This is a genomic window from Brevibacterium sp. FAM 27836 (assembly GCF_051351055.1).
In the GTDB taxonomy this organism is placed as follows: domain Bacteria; phylum Actinomycetota; class Actinomycetes; order Actinomycetales; family Brevibacteriaceae; genus Brevibacterium.
The window spans coordinates 3147844-3166274 of record NZ_CP195711.1 but is presented as its reverse complement, the minus strand read 5'-3'; the positions used below and the strand labels follow the sequence as shown (position 1 = coordinate 3166274).

The following is an 18431-nucleotide window of genomic DNA, read 5'->3' as shown; positions in this document are numbered from 1 at the left end:
CAATGGTTATCCACCACCGATAGCGTCCACCTCAGGAGGAACATTCATGTCACGTCTGTCAGTCGGCGACACCGCCCCGGACTTCACCCTCGTCAATCAGGACGGGAAGTCCGTGAGCCTCAGCGACTTCAAGGGCCAGCGGGTCGTCGTCTACTTCTACCCGGCCGCCATGACCCCGGGCTGCACGACCGAGGCGTGCGATTTCCGGGATTCGCTCTCGGCGCTCAAGGCCGCCGGGATCAACGTGCTGGGCATCTCTCCGGACAAGCCGGAGAAGCTGCAGCAGTTCATCGAGAAGGAGGGCCTGAACTTCGACCTCCTCTCCGACGAGGACAAGTCGATGATGACCGCCTGGGGTGCCTTCGGCGAGAAGAAGAACTACGGCAAGGTCGTCCAGGGCGTCATCCGCTCGACCGTCGTCGTCGATGCCGAGGGCAAGGTCGAACTCGCCCAGTACAACGTCAAGGCCACCGGACACGTCGCCCGCGTGCGCAAGGCGCTGGGCATCTACGCAGCCTGAGCGACCGCTCGCGCGACCGCGGCCGAGGTTTTCAGCATCCCGCGACGCCCCTGCTAATCTTGAGGGCGTCGCGGCTGCCTCGGCGGGCGTTCGGCGCGAGTGGCGGAATTGGTAGACGCGCTGGATTTAGGTTCCAGTGTCTTCGGACGTAGGGGTTCAAGTCCCCTCTCGCGTACCGCAGTCCCCGGTGTGGAGATCGAACAGTTTCCGCACCGGGGATCTTTCATTCTCCGACGCTCATCGTCCACGCTCGTTCGCCCATCACAAAAGATGCACACCGCCCTACATTTCGTACACCGATTTCCACATTGCGTCCCTGCCATCAGTACGCAAACAGAGGTGCTGAACGTAATGTGGTCATTGCCCCAGAACCGGAGAGATTTGTTGCCCCGGGACCGCAGAGGTAGCCGCGCCGGAACCACAGAAAGGACGACGATGACGTCATCTTCAGCACCGACGATCCGCCCCACCGCCCCTACAGACGAAGCCCGCTGGAAGGAACTCTTCCGCGCCTATCGTGAGTTCTACCGGCTGCCCGAGTCCGAAGAGATCGTCTCCCGGGTGTGGGAATGGATCACCGAGCCTGATCATGAGGTGCAGAGCCTCGTCGCCGAGGTGGACGGGCGGATCATCGCCATCGCCGACTACCGCCGCTTCGCTCGCCCGTCGACCGGGTCGACAGGAATCTGGCTCGACGACCTCTTCACCGACCCCGAGGAGCGCGGTTCCGGCGCCGGACGTGCCCTCATCGCCCGGCTGCAGACCATCGCCGCCGAGGAGGGGCGCTCCGTCGTCCGCTGGATCACCGCATCCGACAACGAACAGGCCCAGGTGCTCTATGAGAAGGTCGCCTCGCGGACGAACTGGGTCACCTATGACGCGAAGCCGGCAGCCGAAGCCGCGGGCTCTTAGGCCATTCGTTCGCGCAGTTCGGCGCGGAAGAGGAGCCGGAAGCGTTCACAGAGTGCACACCTCCTGGCGCAGACCCGCGATGAGGGCTCGCAGTCCGAGGTCAAATGCGGCCACAGCTGATGACGACTCAGCGAAGCGCGGGTCGAGTGCCGCTCGGATCTCGGAGAACCGCTCATCCGCAGAGTCTTGGGAGATGAGGTCGTCGGGGGCGATGATGTCGAGGGCAGAACCGAGGACGTGGGCTTCGACCGTCCGCATGACCGCCACCGTCCTCGTCTCCGGCCAGCCGCCTCGGCGCAGGCCCGCGACTACTGAGTCGTACATCTGATACGTCGAAAGATCGCTGATCGATGTCGTCGCGAGCAGGCGGATGAGGTTGGGGTGGGCGGCGAACGCACGCAGATACGAGCGGGCCCACGACTCGAGCGCTTCGTCCCAGCGCACCCTGTCCGCGGATGAGGACACCGAGGCGAACGGACCGACGTCGATGTCGGAGACGATGCGGGCGCGCATGAGTTCGATGAGTTCGGCACGCCCGGAGACATGGTTGTACAGGGAGGACACCTGTCTGTCGACACGTGAGGCCAGCGTACGCATCGACAGAGCTTCAGCACCCTCCTCGTCGACGAGGACGAGCGCGGCATCGACGAGCCGCTGCCGATTGAGCCTCATTTTGCTCCTGCCTTCCTCTTCCATCGTTCCCGCTAGGAGTGTATCGTGTTCTCAGTCACAGACACGAACACTGTTCGTATATCGTGACGGGACGACGAAGACGTGCAGCGAAGCGGGAGCAGAATCGACGTGACGATCTCACATTTCCACAATGGCACCATCTGGCTCGGGTCCGCCGGCGAGACGAGCGACGCACTGCTCGTCGTCGACGGCATCGTCGCCGCGGTGGGTTCGGCCCTGGTCGCGGATTCGCTCGCCGAGGCGTCCCTCGCCTCCCGTGCAGACGTCGAGAGAGTCGACCTCGACGGCGGCTTCCTCATGCCCGCCTTCGGCGATGGTCACGCCCACCCGATCTTCGGCGGGCTCGAAGCGGAGGGACCGCAGGTGCGCTCGTGTCCCAGCGTCGACGAGGTCGTCGCCGAGGTGCGTCGTTTCGCCGCAGCGAACCCGGACATCGAGTGGATCACCGGCGCATCGTATGACGGCAGCCTCGTCGAGGGCGGACTCTTCGACGCCCGCTGGCTCGACGAGGCGGTTCCCGACCGGCCGGTCGTGCTGCGCGCTTGGGACTATCACACCGTATGGTGCAATTCGCGGGCCCTTGAACTCGCCGACATCACGGCCGAGACACCCGAACCGATGCTGGGTGAGATCCCCCGCCGGGGCGACGGGTCGCCGCTCGGCACGCTGCGCGAGTGGGGCGCGGTCGATCTCGTCGACGCCGTCCGTCCGCCGCGGGACGAGACCATTCGGCTCCGCGCTCTCGAATGTGCGGCCGACTACTACCTCCAGCGCGGCGTCACCTGGGTCCAAGATGCCTGGGTCGAGCCGGCCGACGTCGACACCTACTGCAAGGCCTCTGCCCAGGGGCGGCTCAAGCTCCGGTTCAACCTCGCCCTCTACGCCGACCCGCGCCATTTCGCACACCAGATGCCGGACATGATCGAAGCCAAGCAGCGCGTGGATGCTCTGGCCGATCCGCACCTCAGTGCCAACACCGTGAAGTTCTTTGCCGACGGGGTCGTCGAGAACGAGACCGGGTCACTGCTCAATCCCTACTGCTCCTCGCTGCACAACCACGGGCTGCGGGTGTGGGAGGGAGAGACCCTCGCCGAGGCGGTGCGGGCCGTCGACGCCGCGGGTTTCCAGGTTCACATCCACGCCATCGGCGATGCCGCCGTGCGGCAGGCCCTCGACGCCATCGAATCGGCGATCGTCGCGAACGGGCCCCGCGATCGCCGCCCAGTGATCGCCCACGCCCAGATCGTCGATTCCGCAGATCTCGCTCGCTTCGCCGAGCTCGGGGTCATCGCGAACATGCAGCCTCTGTGGGCACAGCTCGATGACCTCATGACCGTCCTCACGATCCCCCGCCTCGGCGAGGAACGGGCAGCCACGCAGTATCGGATGCGCAGCATCCTCGACAGCGGAGGGGATCTCTCTTTCGGCTCGGACTGGCCGTGCACCTCGGGCACGCCCGTCGAAGGTCTGGCGATCGGCACAAGCAGACAGAACGAGCAGGGCGAACCAACCGGCGGATGGACACCGGAGGAGATCGTCGATGTCGATCGTGCCCTCGACGCGTACTCGACGGCGGTGGCCCACCAAGCCTTCGCCGATCACTCTCCCGCAGCCTGGGGCGAGATTCGGCCCGGGGCGAGCGCTGATCTCATCAGATTCGACCGCGACCTTCGAGAACTGCCTCCGCGGGAACTCGCTGTGATGCCTGTTCGCACCACCTACCTCGGCGGCGTTGCCGTGCATTCAGCACCCTGAGCGAAAGGACGACGATGTCCCACCCACAAGACACCACAGCCCCTCACGGCGACGAGAAACCTCAGGCTGGCGGCGAAGGACAGCTCCGTCGAGCGCTCGGGGTCCCGTCTCTGGTGTTCTTCGGCCTTGTCTACATGGTGCCCCTCACGGTTTTCACGACCTACGGCATCGTCACTCAGGTCAGCGGCGGTCGGGTGCCGCTGGCCTACGTGATCACTCTCCTCGCAATGGTCTTCACCGCCAGATCATACGCAAAGATGGCCCACGAACTGCCCTACGCCGGGTCCGCCTACACCTACACGCAGAAGAGCTTCGGGGCAGGCATCGGCTTCGTTGCCGGCTGGGCCCTGCTGCTGGATTACCTGTTTCTGCCGATGATCAACTACCTCGTCATCGGCATCTACCTGTCCGCCGCGTTCCCGATGATCCCCTCCTGGGTATTCGTGCTCACCGCGATCGTTCTCGTCACCCTCCTCAATGTCATCGGCATCGTCTCCGTGGCACGTGCCAATATCGTCATCATCGTGGCGCAGGCGATCTTCATCATCACCTTCGCGGCCCTTGGCATCGCCTCGATGTCGGGAACCGGCAGCGTCGACCTCGCCGTCCCGTTCACCGGCGATGGGACCGCGGAGGGATTCGGCAATGTCATGGCCGGCGCCGCGATCCTGTGCCTGTCGTTCCTCGGCTTCGATGCGGTCTCGACCCTGTCCGAGGAGGCCAAAGATGCCAAGCGCACCGTACCTCGCGCGATCGTCATCGCCACCATCACGGGCGGTCTCATCTACATTGTGCTCTCGTTCCTCGCTCAACTCGTCTACCCGTCGAATGACTTCGCCGACGTCGACTCGGGCGCACTCGATGTCATGGCCGCCGCGGGAGGTGAATTCCTCACGATCTTCTTCACCGCCGCCTATGTCGCCGGCGCCTGCGGGTCCGCACTGACCTCGCAGGCCTCGGTCTCACGCATCCTCTTCGCAATGGGACGTGACGGTGTCCTGCCGAAGAGATTCTTCGGACGCCTCTCACCGCGTTTCCACAGCCCGATTCCGGCGACGCTGTCGGTTGGAGTGGTCTCACTGTTCGCATTGGCCATCGACCTCGGGTTCCTCTCGGAGATGATCAGCTTCGGCGCGCTCATCGCGTTCTCCGCAGTCAACCTCGCGGTGATCAAACACTTCATCATCGATGGGAAGCGGCGCGGAGCCCACGCCGTGATGAGCTTCATCGTGCTGCCGGGAATCGGGTTCTGCCTCACTCTGTGGCTGTGGACGAGCCTGTCACCGCGCACCCTGCTCATCGGCCTGGTCTGGCTCGTCATCGGCACCAGCTACCTCACATTCGTCACACGAGGCTTCAGACGTCCGACGCCGATGCTTGACCTGAGCGAGTGACCCCTCGTCGATCATGCTTCGAAGGTCGGCAGAGGCCCAGCCGATTCGAACCGACCGGAAGGACACCTGCCCAGTTCAGCCCTCCTGCTGAAGAAACTGCTCAATCGTCTCGATCGTCGAGGCATTGCCACGGTGCACGGTTGCGTTCATGCCCACGGCACGAGCACCCTCTGCGCAGATGTCGTGGTCATCGATGAAGAGCACGTCCTGAGGTTCAGCGCCCATGCGTTCGAGCGCATTCTCATAGGCCTCCGGTTCCGGCTTGAGCAGACCGGTCTCGTGACTGTAGAGGATCGGATCGAAGACTGCACTGAACCCGAATCGGCGTTCCTCTTCGCAACGAGCGCCGTCGACCGAATTCGACAGGATCGCGACTCCAGCACGCGATCGGAGTGAGTCCGCATAGTCGAACAGTTCGGTGTTGAGTCGACCGCAGTACTCGTCCCACATGTCCGCCTGCATCGCCTCGGCCAGGTCCGAATCCATCTCCAGCGCTCGGCCCACCTTCGACCAATACTCGGTTCTCGTGTCCGCTCGACGATCGATGACCGGCAAGTCCGCCGCCCGGAGACGTGCTCGGTACTCCTCCACTGAAAATCCGGATCGCTCCTGCCACCGACGCTGGAATTGCGGCCACACAGTGTCGTCATCAACAACCTCGAGGACTCCCCCGATGTCGAAGAGCACCCATCTTCTCAAGTCCATGCGGCAACCCTACCTGCCGATACCCGCACCCCTTGAGTGAATAGCCCAGTTAGAGGCGAATAGCCCAGGTTCAAATCTGGGCTGCCCACCTTAAACTGTGCCGTGGCGAAAAATACCCCGCCTCTTGCAATAGTGTGTCCCACACACTAAAGTGTGTCGCATGAACGAGGATGCGCAGAAGGCGCTGACCACACACGAACTGGAGCTGCGGCGCGGCACCGTCGTCTTCGCCAGTCTCGTCGCCTGTCGCCGCCCGCAGTACGGCTACTCGCTGCTGACGACGCTCACCGAGGCGGGAATTCCCACCGAGGCGAACACTCTCTATCCCCTGCTGCGACGACTCGAGAAGCAGGGCCTACTCACATCCGAGTGGAGCACCGAGCAGGCTCGCCCCCGCAAGTACTACACCGTCACTGACAGCGGCGCCGAAGTCGCTGCCGCACTCCACTCTCAGTGGCTCGAACTCGACTCCAGCATCACGAAGCTCTGGAAGGACGGCACACCATGAGTGCGCTCACCGAAATCTACGTCGACAACGTCGTCCGTCATCTGCCCGAGAACACGCGTGCGGACATCGCCGCCGAGATCACCGCCACGATCGACGATACGGTCGAGGCCCGCCTCGGCGAGGATCCTCAGCCGAACCCCGAACACACGGCCGCCGTCGAACGCGAAGTGCTCGAAGAACTCGGCGATCCGGCCGTGCTGTCGCGGGAGTATTCGAACTCGCCGCAGCACTTCATCGGCCCGAAGTCGTACCCCCTCTTCCTCTGGACACTGCGCTGGATCCTGCCCATCGTCGGTCTGATAGCGGTGCTCGCCAACGTGGTGGTCACCGTCGCCACCACCCCCGATGTCCAGCTCGGGGAACTGATCGGCAGCACTGTCGGCAACACCGTCTCCGCACTGCTGACCGCCTTCGCCGTCATCGCGATCATCATCGGCCTCGGCGACCGCCGTGCCGACGGCGCGGCCCTGCCCCGCATGCCCGGGCAGCAGAAGGGCGCGTGGACGATCGATGATCTCGATCGTCGCGATGTCCGCGGCAGGCAGATCCGCGCCGAGGCGGCCCTAGGGCTGGTCTTCATCCTCGCGTTGGCGACGATCCCCTTCATTCCGACGAGCCTGCTCTACGTCGGCCATGTCAACCACGGCGGGACGTTCATCAATCCGGACCTCGGCACGGGCTGGCTGCTCGGCTACTGGGGCTTCCTCGCCCTCCTGGCCGTGGTCGAGATCATCAGGTTCGTGAATGGCTCGACGCGACCGACCGTGTCGATCATCGGCGGGATCATCGATGTGGCCATGGCCGTCTTCCTCACCATCGCCCTGCTCACCCAGCCGGTCCTCCACCCCGAGATCACGAGCGCTCCGAACGCCGACATCCAACAGATCATCACGGCCGCAGCGATCTGGATCATCACGATCTGGGACCAGGTGAGCACGTGGCGGACGTATCGCGCCCAGCAGAGCCGATGAGGACGGCAGCAGTCCTCTGACGCCCGGCCGCAGTACTCGTGCAGCTCAGCTGCGGCGGCTGGAGATGACCGTGAACTTCTTGTTCCGGGCCAGCTGTTCGCTGGGCCCGATGATGGCTTCGAGGCGATCCCGGTAGCGCAGGTGCGTGTTGAACACGGTGATCACCTGTCCGCCGGGCGCCAGATGTGCCGCGGCCGTGGCCATGAGTGCCGCGGCGGTCTCGGTTTCGATCGTCGTGCCCTGATGGAACGGCGGGTTGAGGACGACGAGGTCGAACTCCCCCAAGGCCGCCACGTCGGCATCGGCGCCGTCCGCGGCATCACCGAGGACGATGTCGACGTCGATTCCGTTCGCCTCCGCTGTGGCCCTCGCCGAGGCGACCGCCGCCTTGGACACATCCACGCCGGTTCCCCGTGAAGCTCCCGTGGCACGCATGGCAGCGGTCAGCAGCCATCCGTTCCCGCAGCCGAGGTCAAGGATGGAATCCGCAACAGCGGCGGGTGAGGCGGTCGAGACCGTCGTCGGAGACGAGGAGTCAGAGTCAGTGCCGGGCAGAGTCTCCAGCAGCGCATCGAGGAGCAGCGTCGAACCTTCGTCGCTGCGCACCCCGGAGAAGCAGGCACCGTGGGCTCTGACCTCGAGGTCTCCGACTGTTGAGTGAGCGATGACTCCGCGCTTCGGGAAGCTCGGCAGGCTCGGTGACGACAGCGGTCGGCTGCCGATGATCATCCGGTGCTTGCCCACTCCCGGAGAGACGTCGACCCGACCGAAGCCGCGGGAGAGCTCCTTGTTCACCGCCCGACTCATCGAGTCGCTGCGGCCGATGACGATGATCAGCGACACATGCGGCTGGAGTGCGGCAATGGACTCGGCGAGCGCGTTGGTGGCTTTCGGCGCGTTGATGATCGCCCAGGTCTCCCGGCCACTCTCCCCCGCGAGGACGTCTGCGCCGGCCGCCGTGTCGCACCCGAGCGTCGAGCGCCCACGCCCCGCCTCGGCGAGTGAGGCGATCTCCTCGAGGGAGGTGATCAGCGCAGCGTCGGCAGCGTCGGCGGCAGCACGGGATTCGTCGATGCGATCGTGATGGACGGCCACCTCGGCGAGTTCGCTGAGCAGGCGAGCCTGGAGTCCGCGGGCATCATCGACGACGATGAGGCGATGCGGGGCGTCGGCGATCGCTTCGGCGTCGATGAAGGCACCGGCCGCGTCACGACCGGACACGTCGAGTTCACGGAGGCGGCGGCCGATGATGTATTCGACGAGCATGCGCGCCTGCGGCAGACCAGGCACATCGCGCAGCTGCGGAAATTCCGCCAGCAGATCCCGGCTGCGATGGGCGGCGACAGAATCGGGGGACAGCAGGGAGGCGGACATTCGATCAGTCTAATCCGACCGGACCGCTTGCCGCCTCATCGGCTGTGCAGCGATCAGCCCTCAGCGTCGTGATCGGACTCGATGAGCTGTTTGAGGGCAGCCAGTGCCTCATCGGCACCGTCGCCTTCGGCGCGCAGAACGACCTTCTGCCCGTATTCCGCGCCGAGGCCCATGAGGGAGAGCACGCTGGCCGCGTCGAGAGCATCCTCGGCGGATTCGCCCTCGAGGGCGATGGTGATCTCGAGATCATAGTCTCCGGCCGCCTCGGCCAGCAGAGCTGCTGGGCGGGCATGCAGGCCGACGGTGCTTCCAACGGTTGCGATGGTCTCTGCCATGTCGCTGTCCTTCCTGTTCAGACCGCCCGGGTGCGGGTCGATCGAGTTCTTCGACGCTACTTGGTGGTGCGGTTGTCGCGCTGGGTGCCTCTCGGGCTCACGCCCGGACGAGCCGGCTCACAGACCGAGCTCGTCGAGGATCGGCAGCTCGGCTCGAACCGCGGCTTTCGCCTCGCCCGGACTCCGTGCCGTAAGAGCACGCCGGGCAATCTGCTGTGCTTGGTCCATGGTGACACCGGTCAGCACTTCTGCCACAGCCGACAGGGCACGCGGTGCCATCGACAGGCTGGTGACTCCGAGTCCGACGAGCACGACGGCCAATGCCGGATCGGCTGCGGCCTCTCCACAGACCCCCACCGATTTCTCAGCAACGGTGCCTTGGGTCGCGGCCATGCCGATCAGTTGGAGGACGGCCGGCTGCCACGAGTCGCTGAGTTCTGCCAGACCGCCGAGCATGCGGTCAGAGGCCATGACGTACTGGGTGAGATCATTCGTGCCGATGGACGTGAAGTCGACCTCAGCAAGGATCGATGCCGCCTGCAGCGCCGCCGAGGGGACCTCGACCATGACACCGGCAACCGGCAGGCCGGCCGCGTGGACGAGCGTCGAGAACTGCTTAGCCTCCTCTGCCGTGGCGATCATCGGAGCCATGACGTGAACGGTGACCGCATGTTTCTGCGCGGCCACGGCGATGGCCTCCAGCTGACGTTCGAGCACGCCCTGGGCCCTTCGGCTGGTCCGGAATCCGCGCACCCCCAAGGCCGGGTTCGGTTCTTCGCAGTCGGTGAGGAACGGCAGCGGTTTGTCGGCTCCGGCGTCGAGGGTGCGCACGACGACCTTGTGATCGTCGAAGGCCGCGAACACCTCCCCGTAGGCTTCGGCCTGCTCTTCCACGGTCGGTTCGGTGTCACGATCGAGGAAGCAGAACTCCGTGCGCAGCAGACCGACCCCTTCGGCACCGGCAGCAGCCGCCGCCCGCGCCTGAGTTCCGTCCCCGACATTGGCACGCAGCGGGATCCGGGTGCCGTCCTTGAGCAGGCAGGGACCGGTGAAGGACTGCAGCCGACCGGCCGTCTCCTTCCACGCTTCGACGAGCTCAGCCTCGGCGGCACCGGGTTCGGTGCGCAGGACGCCGGTGCCGCCGTCGACGAAGACGGAGGTGCGATCTGGGATGTCGCGGACCCCGGCGGCTGCGACCACGGCGGGAATGCCCAACGAGCGGGCGAGGATGGCCGTGTGACTCTGCGGCCCACCCTCCTCGCAGACCAGGCCGAGCACGAGTTCGGGATCCAAGGTGGCGGTGTCGGCAGGAGCGAGATCCGTGCCGATGAGCACGAAGGGTTCGGCCGAATACGGGATGCCGGGTGCCGGCACTCCGCGCAGTCGGGCGACGAGGCGAGCACGCACATCGAGGACATCGGCCGCGCGTTCGGCCATATAACCGCCCAGCTTCTCCAACTGGGCTGCGGTCTCCTCAGCCACCGTCCAGATCGCGGTCTCCGCATCGGTGTCGGACAGGCGTTTGATCGCCGTCTTCACCAGCGTGGGGTCCTTGGCCATGAGCGCCGTGGCTTTGAGCACGTCGCGGGCATCACCGGTGACCGTTTCGGACCGCTCACGCAGTTCGGCGTGCACGGCGGCCGAGGCCTCGCGGATCCTGTTCGCCTCCGCTTCCTGGTCGGCCGGGGCCGGCTTCGCCACGGGCGCGGACACCGGTTCGGGCATGTTCAGCGCCGGGGCGATGACACGCCCGGGCACGACTCCGATACCTGAGAACTCTGCGGACATCCCCATTCCTTCCTCTCTTGCCGATCTTGCCGAAGCGTTCAGACTCGCGAAGCGTCAGCCTTCGATGACACCGGTTCGTCGGCCTGCGCCGCATCGGACGCAACGGCTCCGGAATCGGTCGATGCGGTCGCGGTCGACTTCGGTGCCGCCGGGGCGGTCGCCTCGGCGAGGCCGGCTGCACCGCCCTTGCGGACGAAGATCTTCAGCACCAGCACCAGCAGGGCGCTGATGATCGTGCCGACGACGATGGAGAGCAGGAACAGCAGGAACGAGTCGATGGCGAAGAAGACGAACACTCCGCCGTGCGGGGCCTGGCTGGTCACGGAGAAGGCCATCGTCATGCCGCCCGTGACGCCGGCGCCGACGATCGAGGCGGGGATCACGCGCAGCGGATCGGAGGCGGCGAAGGGAATCGCTCCTTCGGAGATGAACGCGGCACCGAGCAGCCACGCGGCCTTTCCGTTCTCCTTCTCCGCTTGGGAGAAGATGCGGGGACGCAGCGCTGTGGCCAGCGCCATGGCCAGGGGCGGAACCATTCCGGCGGCCATGACCGTGGCCATGATCTCCCATGGCACCGGGTTCTCGACGGAGCCTGCGGCGAGTCCGGCGACGGCGAAAGAGTAGGCGACCTTGTTGACCGGCCCGCCCAGGTCGACGGCCATCATGACGCCGAGGATGAGTCCGAGGAGGACGGCAGCGGTTCCGGTCATCGAACTCAGCCAGCTGTTGAGTCCCTCGGTCAGGGCGCTGATCGGTCCGCCAAGGACCATGAACATCAGACCCGAGGAGATGAGGGAGGCCACCAACGGAATGATCACGACCGGCATCAGCCCGCGCAGCCACCTCGGCGCGGCGAAGGAACCGATCCAGTGGGCGATATAGCCGGCGAGGAGTCCGCCGATGATGCCGCCGATGAAGCCGGCGCCCATGAGCACGGCCACGGCACCGACGGTGAATCCGGGGGCGATTCCGGGCCGGTCGGCGATTGCATAGGCGATGTAGCCGGCCAGTGCGGCGACGAGGAAGCCCATCGACAGGTTGCCGATCTGGAAGGAGACGGCCCCCAGGTAGGCACCGACCGGTCCCAGCGCCAGGTCGCCGAATTCGGTGGGCAGATTCCACAGGGAGTTGCCCAGGACGATGTCCTCGGAGTAGTCGGGAATGTCGAATCCGCCGAGGAGGAAGCCCAGAGCCATGAGCAGACCGCCGGCGGCGACGAAGGGGATCATATAGCTGACGCCGGTCAGCAGCACCCGCTTGAGGTGGGCACCGATGCTTTCCCGTGAGCTTGTCGAGTTCGACGATTCCTCGTCGGCGGTGTGAGCGGCGGCGAGTCTGCGGCCGTTCGGGGTGTCCGCCTCGGCGAGGGCTTTGCGGATGAGTCCCTGCGGATCGTCGATTCCGGCTTTGACCGGCACCTGCACATAGGGTTTGCCGGCGAAACGGGCCTTGTCGCGGACGTCGACATCGACGGCGAAGACGACGGCGTCGGCGCCATCGATGATGGACTGGTCGATCGGGGTCGTGCCGCTCGAGCCCTGAGTCTCGGTGACGACGTCGATGCCCATTTCGGACCCGGCCTGGACGAGGGCGTCGGCGGCCATGTAGGTGTGAGCGATTCCCGTCGGGCAGGCCGTGACGGCAACGACGCGGCGGGGGTCTTCGGCAGCCGAGGCTGAGTCTGCGGACGCTGGGGCTGCTGCAGTTGCGGACGCTGCTGCGGTGTCACCGGGGTTCGCTGCGGTGGAGCCGGCGGGTGCGTTCTCGGTGTCCGCTTCGCGCAGGCCGAGGGCGGTCTCGACGAGGTCGACGACTTCCTGCTCGGTCGCGGCAGCGCGCAGGGAGGCGACGAAGTCCTTCTTCACCAGGGAGCGGGCGAGCTTCGACAGCAGTGCGAGGTGTTCCTTCCCGGCACCGTCCGGGGCGGCGATCATGAATACGAGATCGGCGGGTCCGTCCTTGGCGCCGAAGTCGACCGGCGGGTTGAGACGAGCCATCGCCAAGCTCGGCGTGGTGACCGCGTCGGTGCGGGCGTGCGGGATGGCGATGCCGCCGGGAACACCCGTCGGGGTCTTCTCCTCGCGGGCGATCGCCGCGGTCGCCAGCCCTTCGGCGGAGTTCGCGCGGCCCTGTTCGGCGATTGCGGTGGCCATGGCGCGGATGACAGCGGACGACTCCGTCCCCTGATCCGCGTCGAGGATCACCAGTTCCGTTGTGATGAGCGATGTCATCGTGCCTCCTCGGCTTCGGGGACTGAGCCCTGTTGATGATGTCGGTGGGAAAGATCGTCGATCGGTGCGTATGCGGATGTGTGCTCGGGTGTGCCCGCGGATGGTGTTTCGGGGGCAGTCAGGGGTGTCACGGTCACCGCGTCGGTTCGTGCATCCTCCGGGCTCGGCACCCCGGTGCCGCGCATCCGGGCGGCAGCGGCTCCATAGGCGACGGCCTGGGCCAGCGCCTCACCGGGTTCACGACCGCGGGTGAGACCGAGCAGGTACCCGGCCAGAGTGGAGTCGCCTGCGCCCACGGTGCTCACGACCTCCATCGGCGGGTGCTTGGCGTGCCAGACGGTCTCGGGCAGAGCGAGAACTGCGCCTCCGGCACCCAGGGTCGCAAGTATCGAACGAGGGCGAGGGCCGGCCGCTGCGAGCAGGGTCGAAGCGGCTCGGGCGGTGAGCTGCGGTGACGATTCCAGCCGTGCGGCGATCTCGAACAGCTCCGCTGTTTCGAGCGGTTCCGGGGCCTCGAGCGGTTCTGTGGTCTCGAGCGGCTTTGGGACCTCGAGCGGTTGGGCCGATGCGGGCTGTCCGCTCGGGTGACCGTCGCAGTGCGGCTGAGCTTCTTCGCGGAGACCGGCGGCCTGCAGCAGTCCTGCGGCGCCGAGGAGCTCGGCGAGCTCTTCCGCGTTCGGCTTGATGAGATCCGGTGATGCCTGCAGTGCCGCAGCCAGGGGACCCCCGGAAGTGTCAACGGCGATGGAGGGAGGTTCGTCGAGTTCACGGATGCGTACGATGGCCCGGGCGTAGAAGTCATCGCCGACTCCCGGAGGCAGAGATCCGGCCAGGACGACCCACTCTGCCTCGGCGGCCAGCTCTGCCACGAGGTCGAGCAGATCGGCCTGGCTGTGCGGGCTCAGGGAGGAGCCGGGTTCGTTGATCTTCGTCGTCGTGCCGTCGGGCTCGGTGACGGTGATATTGGACCGCAGCGGTGTGCCGGTGGGAACGGAGCGGTGAGCCAGTCCGATCGCATCGAGTCCGGTGAGCACGGGATCGTCGCTGTCTCCGGGCAGAACCGCCAGGGTCACGCGATCGGCCGCTGCCACTGCACGAGAGACGTTGACGCCCTTGCCGCCGGGCTGCTGTCCGGCCCAGACCGCCCGCTGCACCTGACCACGGAGAACGGGGCCGCCGAGTTCGATGGTCCGGTCGAGACTCGGATTCGCTGTCAGGGTGAGGATCATGGAGCGACCACCTCGACCTCCGCATTCTCCAAGTGAGTCGACATCGGCTCGCCGGGCACCGCGTCGGTGATGAGGACATCGATCTGGTCCAATGCGGCGAAGCGCACCAGGGAGACGGCACCGAATTTCGCAGAGTCGGCGAGCACGACGACCTTGCGTCCGGAGTTGACGAACGCCGACTTCGTCGCCGCCTCGTCGTGGTCGGGAGTGGAGACGCCGTCGTCGCCGAGTCCGTTGGTGCCGAGCACAGCGAGATCGACACGGTGACCGTCGATGGCCGCAATCGTCTGCGGTCCGACCATGGCACGAGTGACCGGACGAAAACGACCGGGAAGGACGAAGATCTCGACCCCGGGTGCTCCGGCCAGACTGTCGATGACCGACAGGGAGTTCGTGATCACGCGCAGCTGCCGGGGAGCCTGTCCGGCAGAGCGACGTTCATGGGCTTCGTGTGCGATCGCTCGGGCGAACGCCGCGCAGGTCGTCCCTCCGTCCAAGGAGATGCTCATCGTCTCGTCCAACAGGCTCAGCGCGGACTGCGCGATCGTGGTCTTTTCGTCGAGATTGTGGATCTCGCGGTCATCGAATGTCAGCTCTTCGAGGCTGTGCGGGCGGCACGGCACCGCTCCCCCGTGGACGCGCTGCAGAGATCCGGCCCTCTCGAGTGCGGCGAGATCGCGGCGGACGGTTTCCGTGGTGATGTCGAAATCGGCTGCCAGATCGGTGACACTGACCCGCCCCGCTTCGCTGACCAGATCAGCGATACGTCGTTGCCGTTCTTCAGCGAACACGTCCGGCCCTTTCCTTCGCGCGGTTCGTCGTCGATCCGGACGAAACCCACGTGGTTATCTGTTGGTTTGAATGATCTTATGACGCTATTCACGTATCGTCAATCACATTCCAACGCATATCCACTTATTCCAACATCACGTTCTTACGAAACGTCGCAGCGTCGGTCCGCGAGCGGCGATGCAGATGACGAGTGCCCCAGAACTCAGCGTTCTGGGGCACTTGTCAGACGCGGCCGCGGCGGGCTGCCTCGGTGATGGGATCAGGGCCGACGAATCAGCGCCCGACGCGCTTGTACGCCGAGGAATCGGCATTGTCGATCGTCGAATGCTTCCGGTTGTCGTGCATGAACAGCACGGCCACGAAGCCGACGATCGCGACGATGACGACATAGATGGCGAACCAGGTGGCCATTCCGGCGTCGCGGAACCACAGGGCGACGTACTCGGCGGACCCGCCGAAGAGCGAGTTGCCGATCGCGTAGGTGAACCCGACGCCGATGCCGCGGATGTGGGCGGGGAACATCTCGGCCTTCACGATGCCGGAGATCGAGGTGTACATGCTGATGAACGCCATGGCGATGATGATGAGGATGCCGGCGGTGACCATCGACTGGGCCTTGCCGATCATGCTCAGCATCGGGATGGGCAGGGCGATCATGCCGATGACGAAGATGAGCATGTTGTTCTTCCGGCCGATCTTGTCCGAGAGCATGCCGGCCAGGGGCTGCATGAAGACGAAGATGAGCAGACAGATCGTCATCAGATCAGCGATGGAGCCCTTGTTGAAGATCTCCTCGCCGGGGGTGCCTTCGTTCTGCAGCAGCAGGAACTTCTGCATATAGGTGGTGAAGACGTAGAACACGAGCGAACCGACGCAGGTGATGCCGAGCACGACGAGGAAGGCGCGAGGGTGACGCAGAACCTCGCAGAAGCTGCCCGAGTTCTCATCCTTGCGGGTGTCAGCCGAGGTGGTCTCGGTGAGTCCGCGGCGCAGCCAGATGGAGACGATGGCGGCCGCGGCCCCGATGACGAACGGCAGACGCCACCATCCTTCCTCGATCTGCTCGGTGCCCAGGGTGTGGGTCATGATGACGGCCAAGAGGCTGGCCAGCAGCTGTCCGCCGATGAGGGTGACGTACTGGAAGGAGGAGTAGAAGCCGCGCTTGCCTTCGGTGGCGACTTCGGACATGTAGGTCGCGGTCGCACCGTACTCACCGCCGACGGCGAGTCCCTGGACCATGCGCACGAGCAGCAGCAGGATGGCCGCCCAGGATCCGACGGTCGCGCTGGTCGGCAGGATCGCCATGCACAGGGAGCCGGCGCACATGAGCAGGATCGAGATGAGCATCGAGTTCTTACGGCCCATCCGGTCGGCGGCGCGACCGAAGATGTAGCCGCCGATGGGACGCATGAGGAAGCCGACGAAGAAGACGCCGGCGGACTGCATGAGCGACAGGGTCGGGTTGCCCTCGACGAAGAACTGCTCAGCGAAGTAGACGCTGAAGAAGGCGTAGATATAGAAGTCGAACCATTCGACGAGGTTGCCCGACGAGGCCGCGATGATGGCCTTGACGGTCTGCCATTCCGATTTCTTCTCACCATCGGCGCCGGAGGCGCTCACCCGGCCGAGCTTCTCTTGCGAATCTGTCACTGAGTCTTCCTTCTGTTTCGTGTATGACGCACAGAGCGCCCAGGTTACCTTACTGCCCCGGACAAGCGGCTGACGCATCGTTGCCGCCATCGAAATCCGCAACCGGACGCACGAAACCTCGCCGAATACGGCCAGGCGGTCGCTGCTGACACCCGTGCTCTGGCGGGCCGAGTGAGGAATATCTCAATCTCGTCTGCGCGATTCTCGCTCCGAGATGCGAACCGCCGCCCGGTGGACAGGGGCGGGTGTGCTACAAATTGAGGGAGCTTCGTCCAATGTCGCACCAGGAGAGATCATGACAATCCTCGTCGGTTATTCCCCCTCGCCCGAAGGCAAGGCCGCTGTCGAATTCGGAATCGAGCAGGCCCGCGCATTCGACGATGTCCTCGTCGTGCTCAATGCCGGAATAGGTGAGACTCCCGACGAACGCGGTGTGGCCACCAGCAAAGACATCGAAGAGCTCAAGGAGACGCTGCAGTCTTCCGAGGTCTCCCACGAGATCCTTCAATTCCTCCGCGGCAACGATCCCGTCGAAGAGCTCCTGGCGCTGGCCGAGGCGACCGCCGATACCCGAATGATCGTCATCGGCTCCCGTCGCCGCTCGCCCGTCGGCAAGCTCATCATGGGCTCGACGGCGCAGCGGATCATCCTCGACTCCGAGGTTCCCGTCGTGTCTGTGAAGGTCGACCGCAGGAAGAAGTAGTCGCGCGCGCCGGCTCGCCAACCGACTTCAGTCATCGGTGCGAACCGGTGCGTCCCATTCGTCCAGGTCGGATTCGCTCCAGTCGCCATAGGTCGGATTGGGCAGGACAATCCATTCGGTGCCGAACTTCGCACGGTTCTTCTCCACCAGTTTCCTCTGCTCGTCGACGGACGCATCCGCGAATGCGCCATCGAAATCGTGCAGGGTGTCACCGAGCTGCATGAGCAGGGTGTGGTTCGCCTCGACCTTCGCACGCCGTTCGTCCTTCGGCGGGCCCAGCAGCATCACGTGGTCGTCATCGGCCTGGGGCAGGCCCAGCTTGGCAATGGCTTCGACATTCTCCGCCCGGTTCTCTTCCGTCCGGTCCGAGACGTAGTAGATGTCGACTCCGAGCTGGTCGGCATGTTCGAAGAATTCCAACGCACCGGGGATCATGGTCGGCTCCCCTTTCTTCTCCCAGTCGTCCCACGTGTCCCAGCCGCTGAAGTCATGGCACTTGGCGATATCGCGGGCCAGCAGCTTCGAATTGTCGATGGCAGTCTCATCGAGGTCGGTCATGATGGCCAGATCTTCCCCGTCCGAGGCCTTGGAAACGGCCTTGTCGAGCTGACGCGCAGCCATCTCATAGGTCTGTCCCTGCAGCGCCATCGCCTCGGCGCTCTGCTGCTGCCACTTCACACCCATGGTGTAGGCCGAGACGTCGCAGTCATCCGCCGCTTCGTCGCCCGATACCGGACCCGAATTGAGGATGTATCCGATCACCCCGACGATGAGCACGAGCAGAATCGTCAGGGCAGGAACGAGGGCCTTCTTCATTCATCTTCTTTCTTCAGTGTTCTTCTTTACGGACAACTGTCAGCTCAGGCGGGCA

17 protein-coding genes and 1 tRNA gene are annotated in these 18431 nt (G+C 65.2%); 8 read left to right on the top strand and 10 right to left on the bottom strand.

What is annotated here, in order from left to right:
* The first annotated feature begins 46 nt into the window (after positions 1–46).
* The 3 genes from bcp to ACSE4D_RS14160 all read left to right on the top strand — a co-directional run bounded on the left by bcp (position 47) and on the right by ACSE4D_RS14160 (position 1432).
* Positions 47–520 (top strand): thioredoxin-dependent thiol peroxidase, encoded by a 474-nt coding sequence (gene bcp, locus ACSE4D_RS14170; RefSeq protein ID WP_426937337.1) that lies wholly within the window; start codon positions 47–49, stop codon positions 518–520.
* Positions 521–613: 93 nt separating this feature from the next.
* A tRNA-Leu gene (locus tag ACSE4D_RS14165) sits at positions 614–695 on the top strand.
* Between the two features lie 260 nt (positions 696–955).
* A complete protein-coding gene (locus tag ACSE4D_RS14160) occupies positions 956–1432 on the top strand; it encodes an N-acetyltransferase family protein (RefSeq protein ID WP_436326125.1) in 477 nt (158 codons plus the stop codon).
* 45 nt (positions 1433–1477) lie between these two features.
* Here the strand turns inward: ACSE4D_RS14160 and ACSE4D_RS14155 are convergent, their stop codons facing one another.
* Complete coding sequence (locus tag ACSE4D_RS14155; RefSeq protein WP_436326124.1) at positions 1478–2104, bottom strand: TetR/AcrR family transcriptional regulator C-terminal domain-containing protein; 627 nt, start codon at positions 2102–2104, stop codon at positions 1478–1480.
* Positions 2105–2233: 129 nt separating this feature from the next.
* Between ACSE4D_RS14155 and ACSE4D_RS14150 the strand changes: the two genes are divergently transcribed.
* Positions 2234–3880: an amidohydrolase gene (locus ACSE4D_RS14150; protein WP_426937336.1), complete on the top strand. Its 1647-nt coding sequence runs from the start codon at positions 2234–2236 to the stop codon at positions 3878–3880.
* Positions 3881–3894: 14 nt separating this feature from the next.
* A complete protein-coding gene (locus ACSE4D_RS14145) occupies positions 3895–5274 on the top strand; it encodes an APC family permease (protein WP_436326123.1) in 1380 nt (459 codons plus the stop codon).
* 75 nt (positions 5275–5349) lie between these two features.
* On the opposite strand, the gene ACSE4D_RS14140 is transcribed toward ACSE4D_RS14145, so the two are convergent.
* Positions 5350–5979, bottom strand: a complete 630-nt coding sequence (locus ACSE4D_RS14140; RefSeq protein ID WP_425118867.1) for an HAD-IA family hydrolase — start codon at positions 5977–5979, stop codon at positions 5350–5352.
* A 160-nt stretch (positions 5980–6139) separates the two neighbouring features.
* Here ACSE4D_RS14140 and ACSE4D_RS14135 point away from each other — a divergent pair, with 160 nt between their 5' ends.
* On the top strand, positions 6140–6487 hold the full coding sequence (locus ACSE4D_RS14135; protein WP_425118868.1) for a PadR family transcriptional regulator: 348 nt from the start codon (positions 6140–6142) through the stop codon (positions 6485–6487).
* Entirely contained in the window at positions 6484–7458 is a 975-nt protein-coding gene (locus tag ACSE4D_RS14130; RefSeq protein ID WP_436326122.1) for an HAAS signaling domain-containing protein, read from the top strand. The genes ACSE4D_RS14135 and ACSE4D_RS14130 overlap by 4 nt, the downstream gene beginning before the upstream one ends.
* 45 nt (positions 7459–7503) lie before the next feature.
* Here ACSE4D_RS14130 and ACSE4D_RS14125 read toward each other — a convergent pair whose 3' ends face one another.
* The 7 genes from ACSE4D_RS14125 to ACSE4D_RS14095 all read right to left on the bottom strand — a co-directional run bounded on the left by ACSE4D_RS14125 (position 7504) and on the right by ACSE4D_RS14095 (position 16857).
* Positions 7504–8832: a methyltransferase gene (locus tag ACSE4D_RS14125; RefSeq protein WP_425118870.1), complete on the bottom strand. Its 1329-nt coding sequence runs from the start codon at positions 8830–8832 to the stop codon at positions 7504–7506.
* A gap of 53 nt (positions 8833–8885) precedes the next feature.
* Positions 8886–9167, bottom strand: coding sequence for an HPr family phosphocarrier protein (locus ACSE4D_RS14120; protein WP_135541385.1), 282 nt, complete (start codon positions 9165–9167; stop codon positions 8886–8888).
* Positions 9168–9284: 117 nt separating this feature from the next.
* Positions 9285–10955, bottom strand: coding sequence for a phosphoenolpyruvate--protein phosphotransferase (gene ptsP, locus ACSE4D_RS14115; RefSeq protein ID WP_436326121.1), 1671 nt, complete (start codon positions 10953–10955; stop codon positions 9285–9287).
* A gap of 38 nt (positions 10956–10993) precedes the next feature.
* Positions 10994–13186, bottom strand: coding sequence for a PTS fructose transporter subunit IIABC (locus ACSE4D_RS14110; RefSeq protein ID WP_436326120.1), 2193 nt, complete (start codon positions 13184–13186; stop codon positions 10994–10996).
* The gene (locus ACSE4D_RS14105; protein WP_135541390.1) at positions 13183–14415 is read right to left on the bottom strand and encodes a 1-phosphofructokinase family hexose kinase; all 1233 of its coding nucleotides are present in this window, start codon (positions 14413–14415) and stop codon (positions 13183–13185) included. The genes ACSE4D_RS14110 and ACSE4D_RS14105 overlap by 4 nt, the downstream gene beginning before the upstream one ends.
* Positions 14412–15206 carry a DeoR/GlpR family DNA-binding transcription regulator gene (locus ACSE4D_RS14100; protein ID WP_425118875.1) on the bottom strand — a complete coding sequence of 265 codons (795 nt, stop codon included), beginning with the start codon at positions 15204–15206 and terminating at the stop codon, positions 14412–14414. The genes ACSE4D_RS14105 and ACSE4D_RS14100 overlap by 4 nt, the downstream gene beginning before the upstream one ends.
* 274 nt (positions 15207–15480) lie before the next feature.
* A complete protein-coding gene (locus ACSE4D_RS14095; RefSeq protein ID WP_436326119.1) occupies positions 15481–16857 on the bottom strand; it encodes an MFS transporter in 1377 nt (458 codons plus the stop codon).
* Between the two features lie 295 nt (positions 16858–17152).
* On the opposite strand from ACSE4D_RS14095, the gene ACSE4D_RS14090 reads away from it, so the two are divergent.
* The gene (locus tag ACSE4D_RS14090; RefSeq protein WP_425118877.1) at positions 17153–17560 is read left to right on the top strand and encodes a universal stress protein; all 408 of its coding nucleotides are present in this window, start codon (positions 17153–17155) and stop codon (positions 17558–17560) included.
* A 27-nt stretch (positions 17561–17587) separates the two neighbouring features.
* Here the strand turns inward: ACSE4D_RS14090 and ACSE4D_RS14085 are convergent, their stop codons facing one another.
* The gene (locus ACSE4D_RS14085; protein ID WP_425118878.1) at positions 17588–18376 is read right to left on the bottom strand and encodes a 5'-nucleotidase, lipoprotein e(P4) family; all 789 of its coding nucleotides are present in this window, start codon (positions 18374–18376) and stop codon (positions 17588–17590) included.
* Positions 18377–18431: the final 55 nt, after the last annotated feature.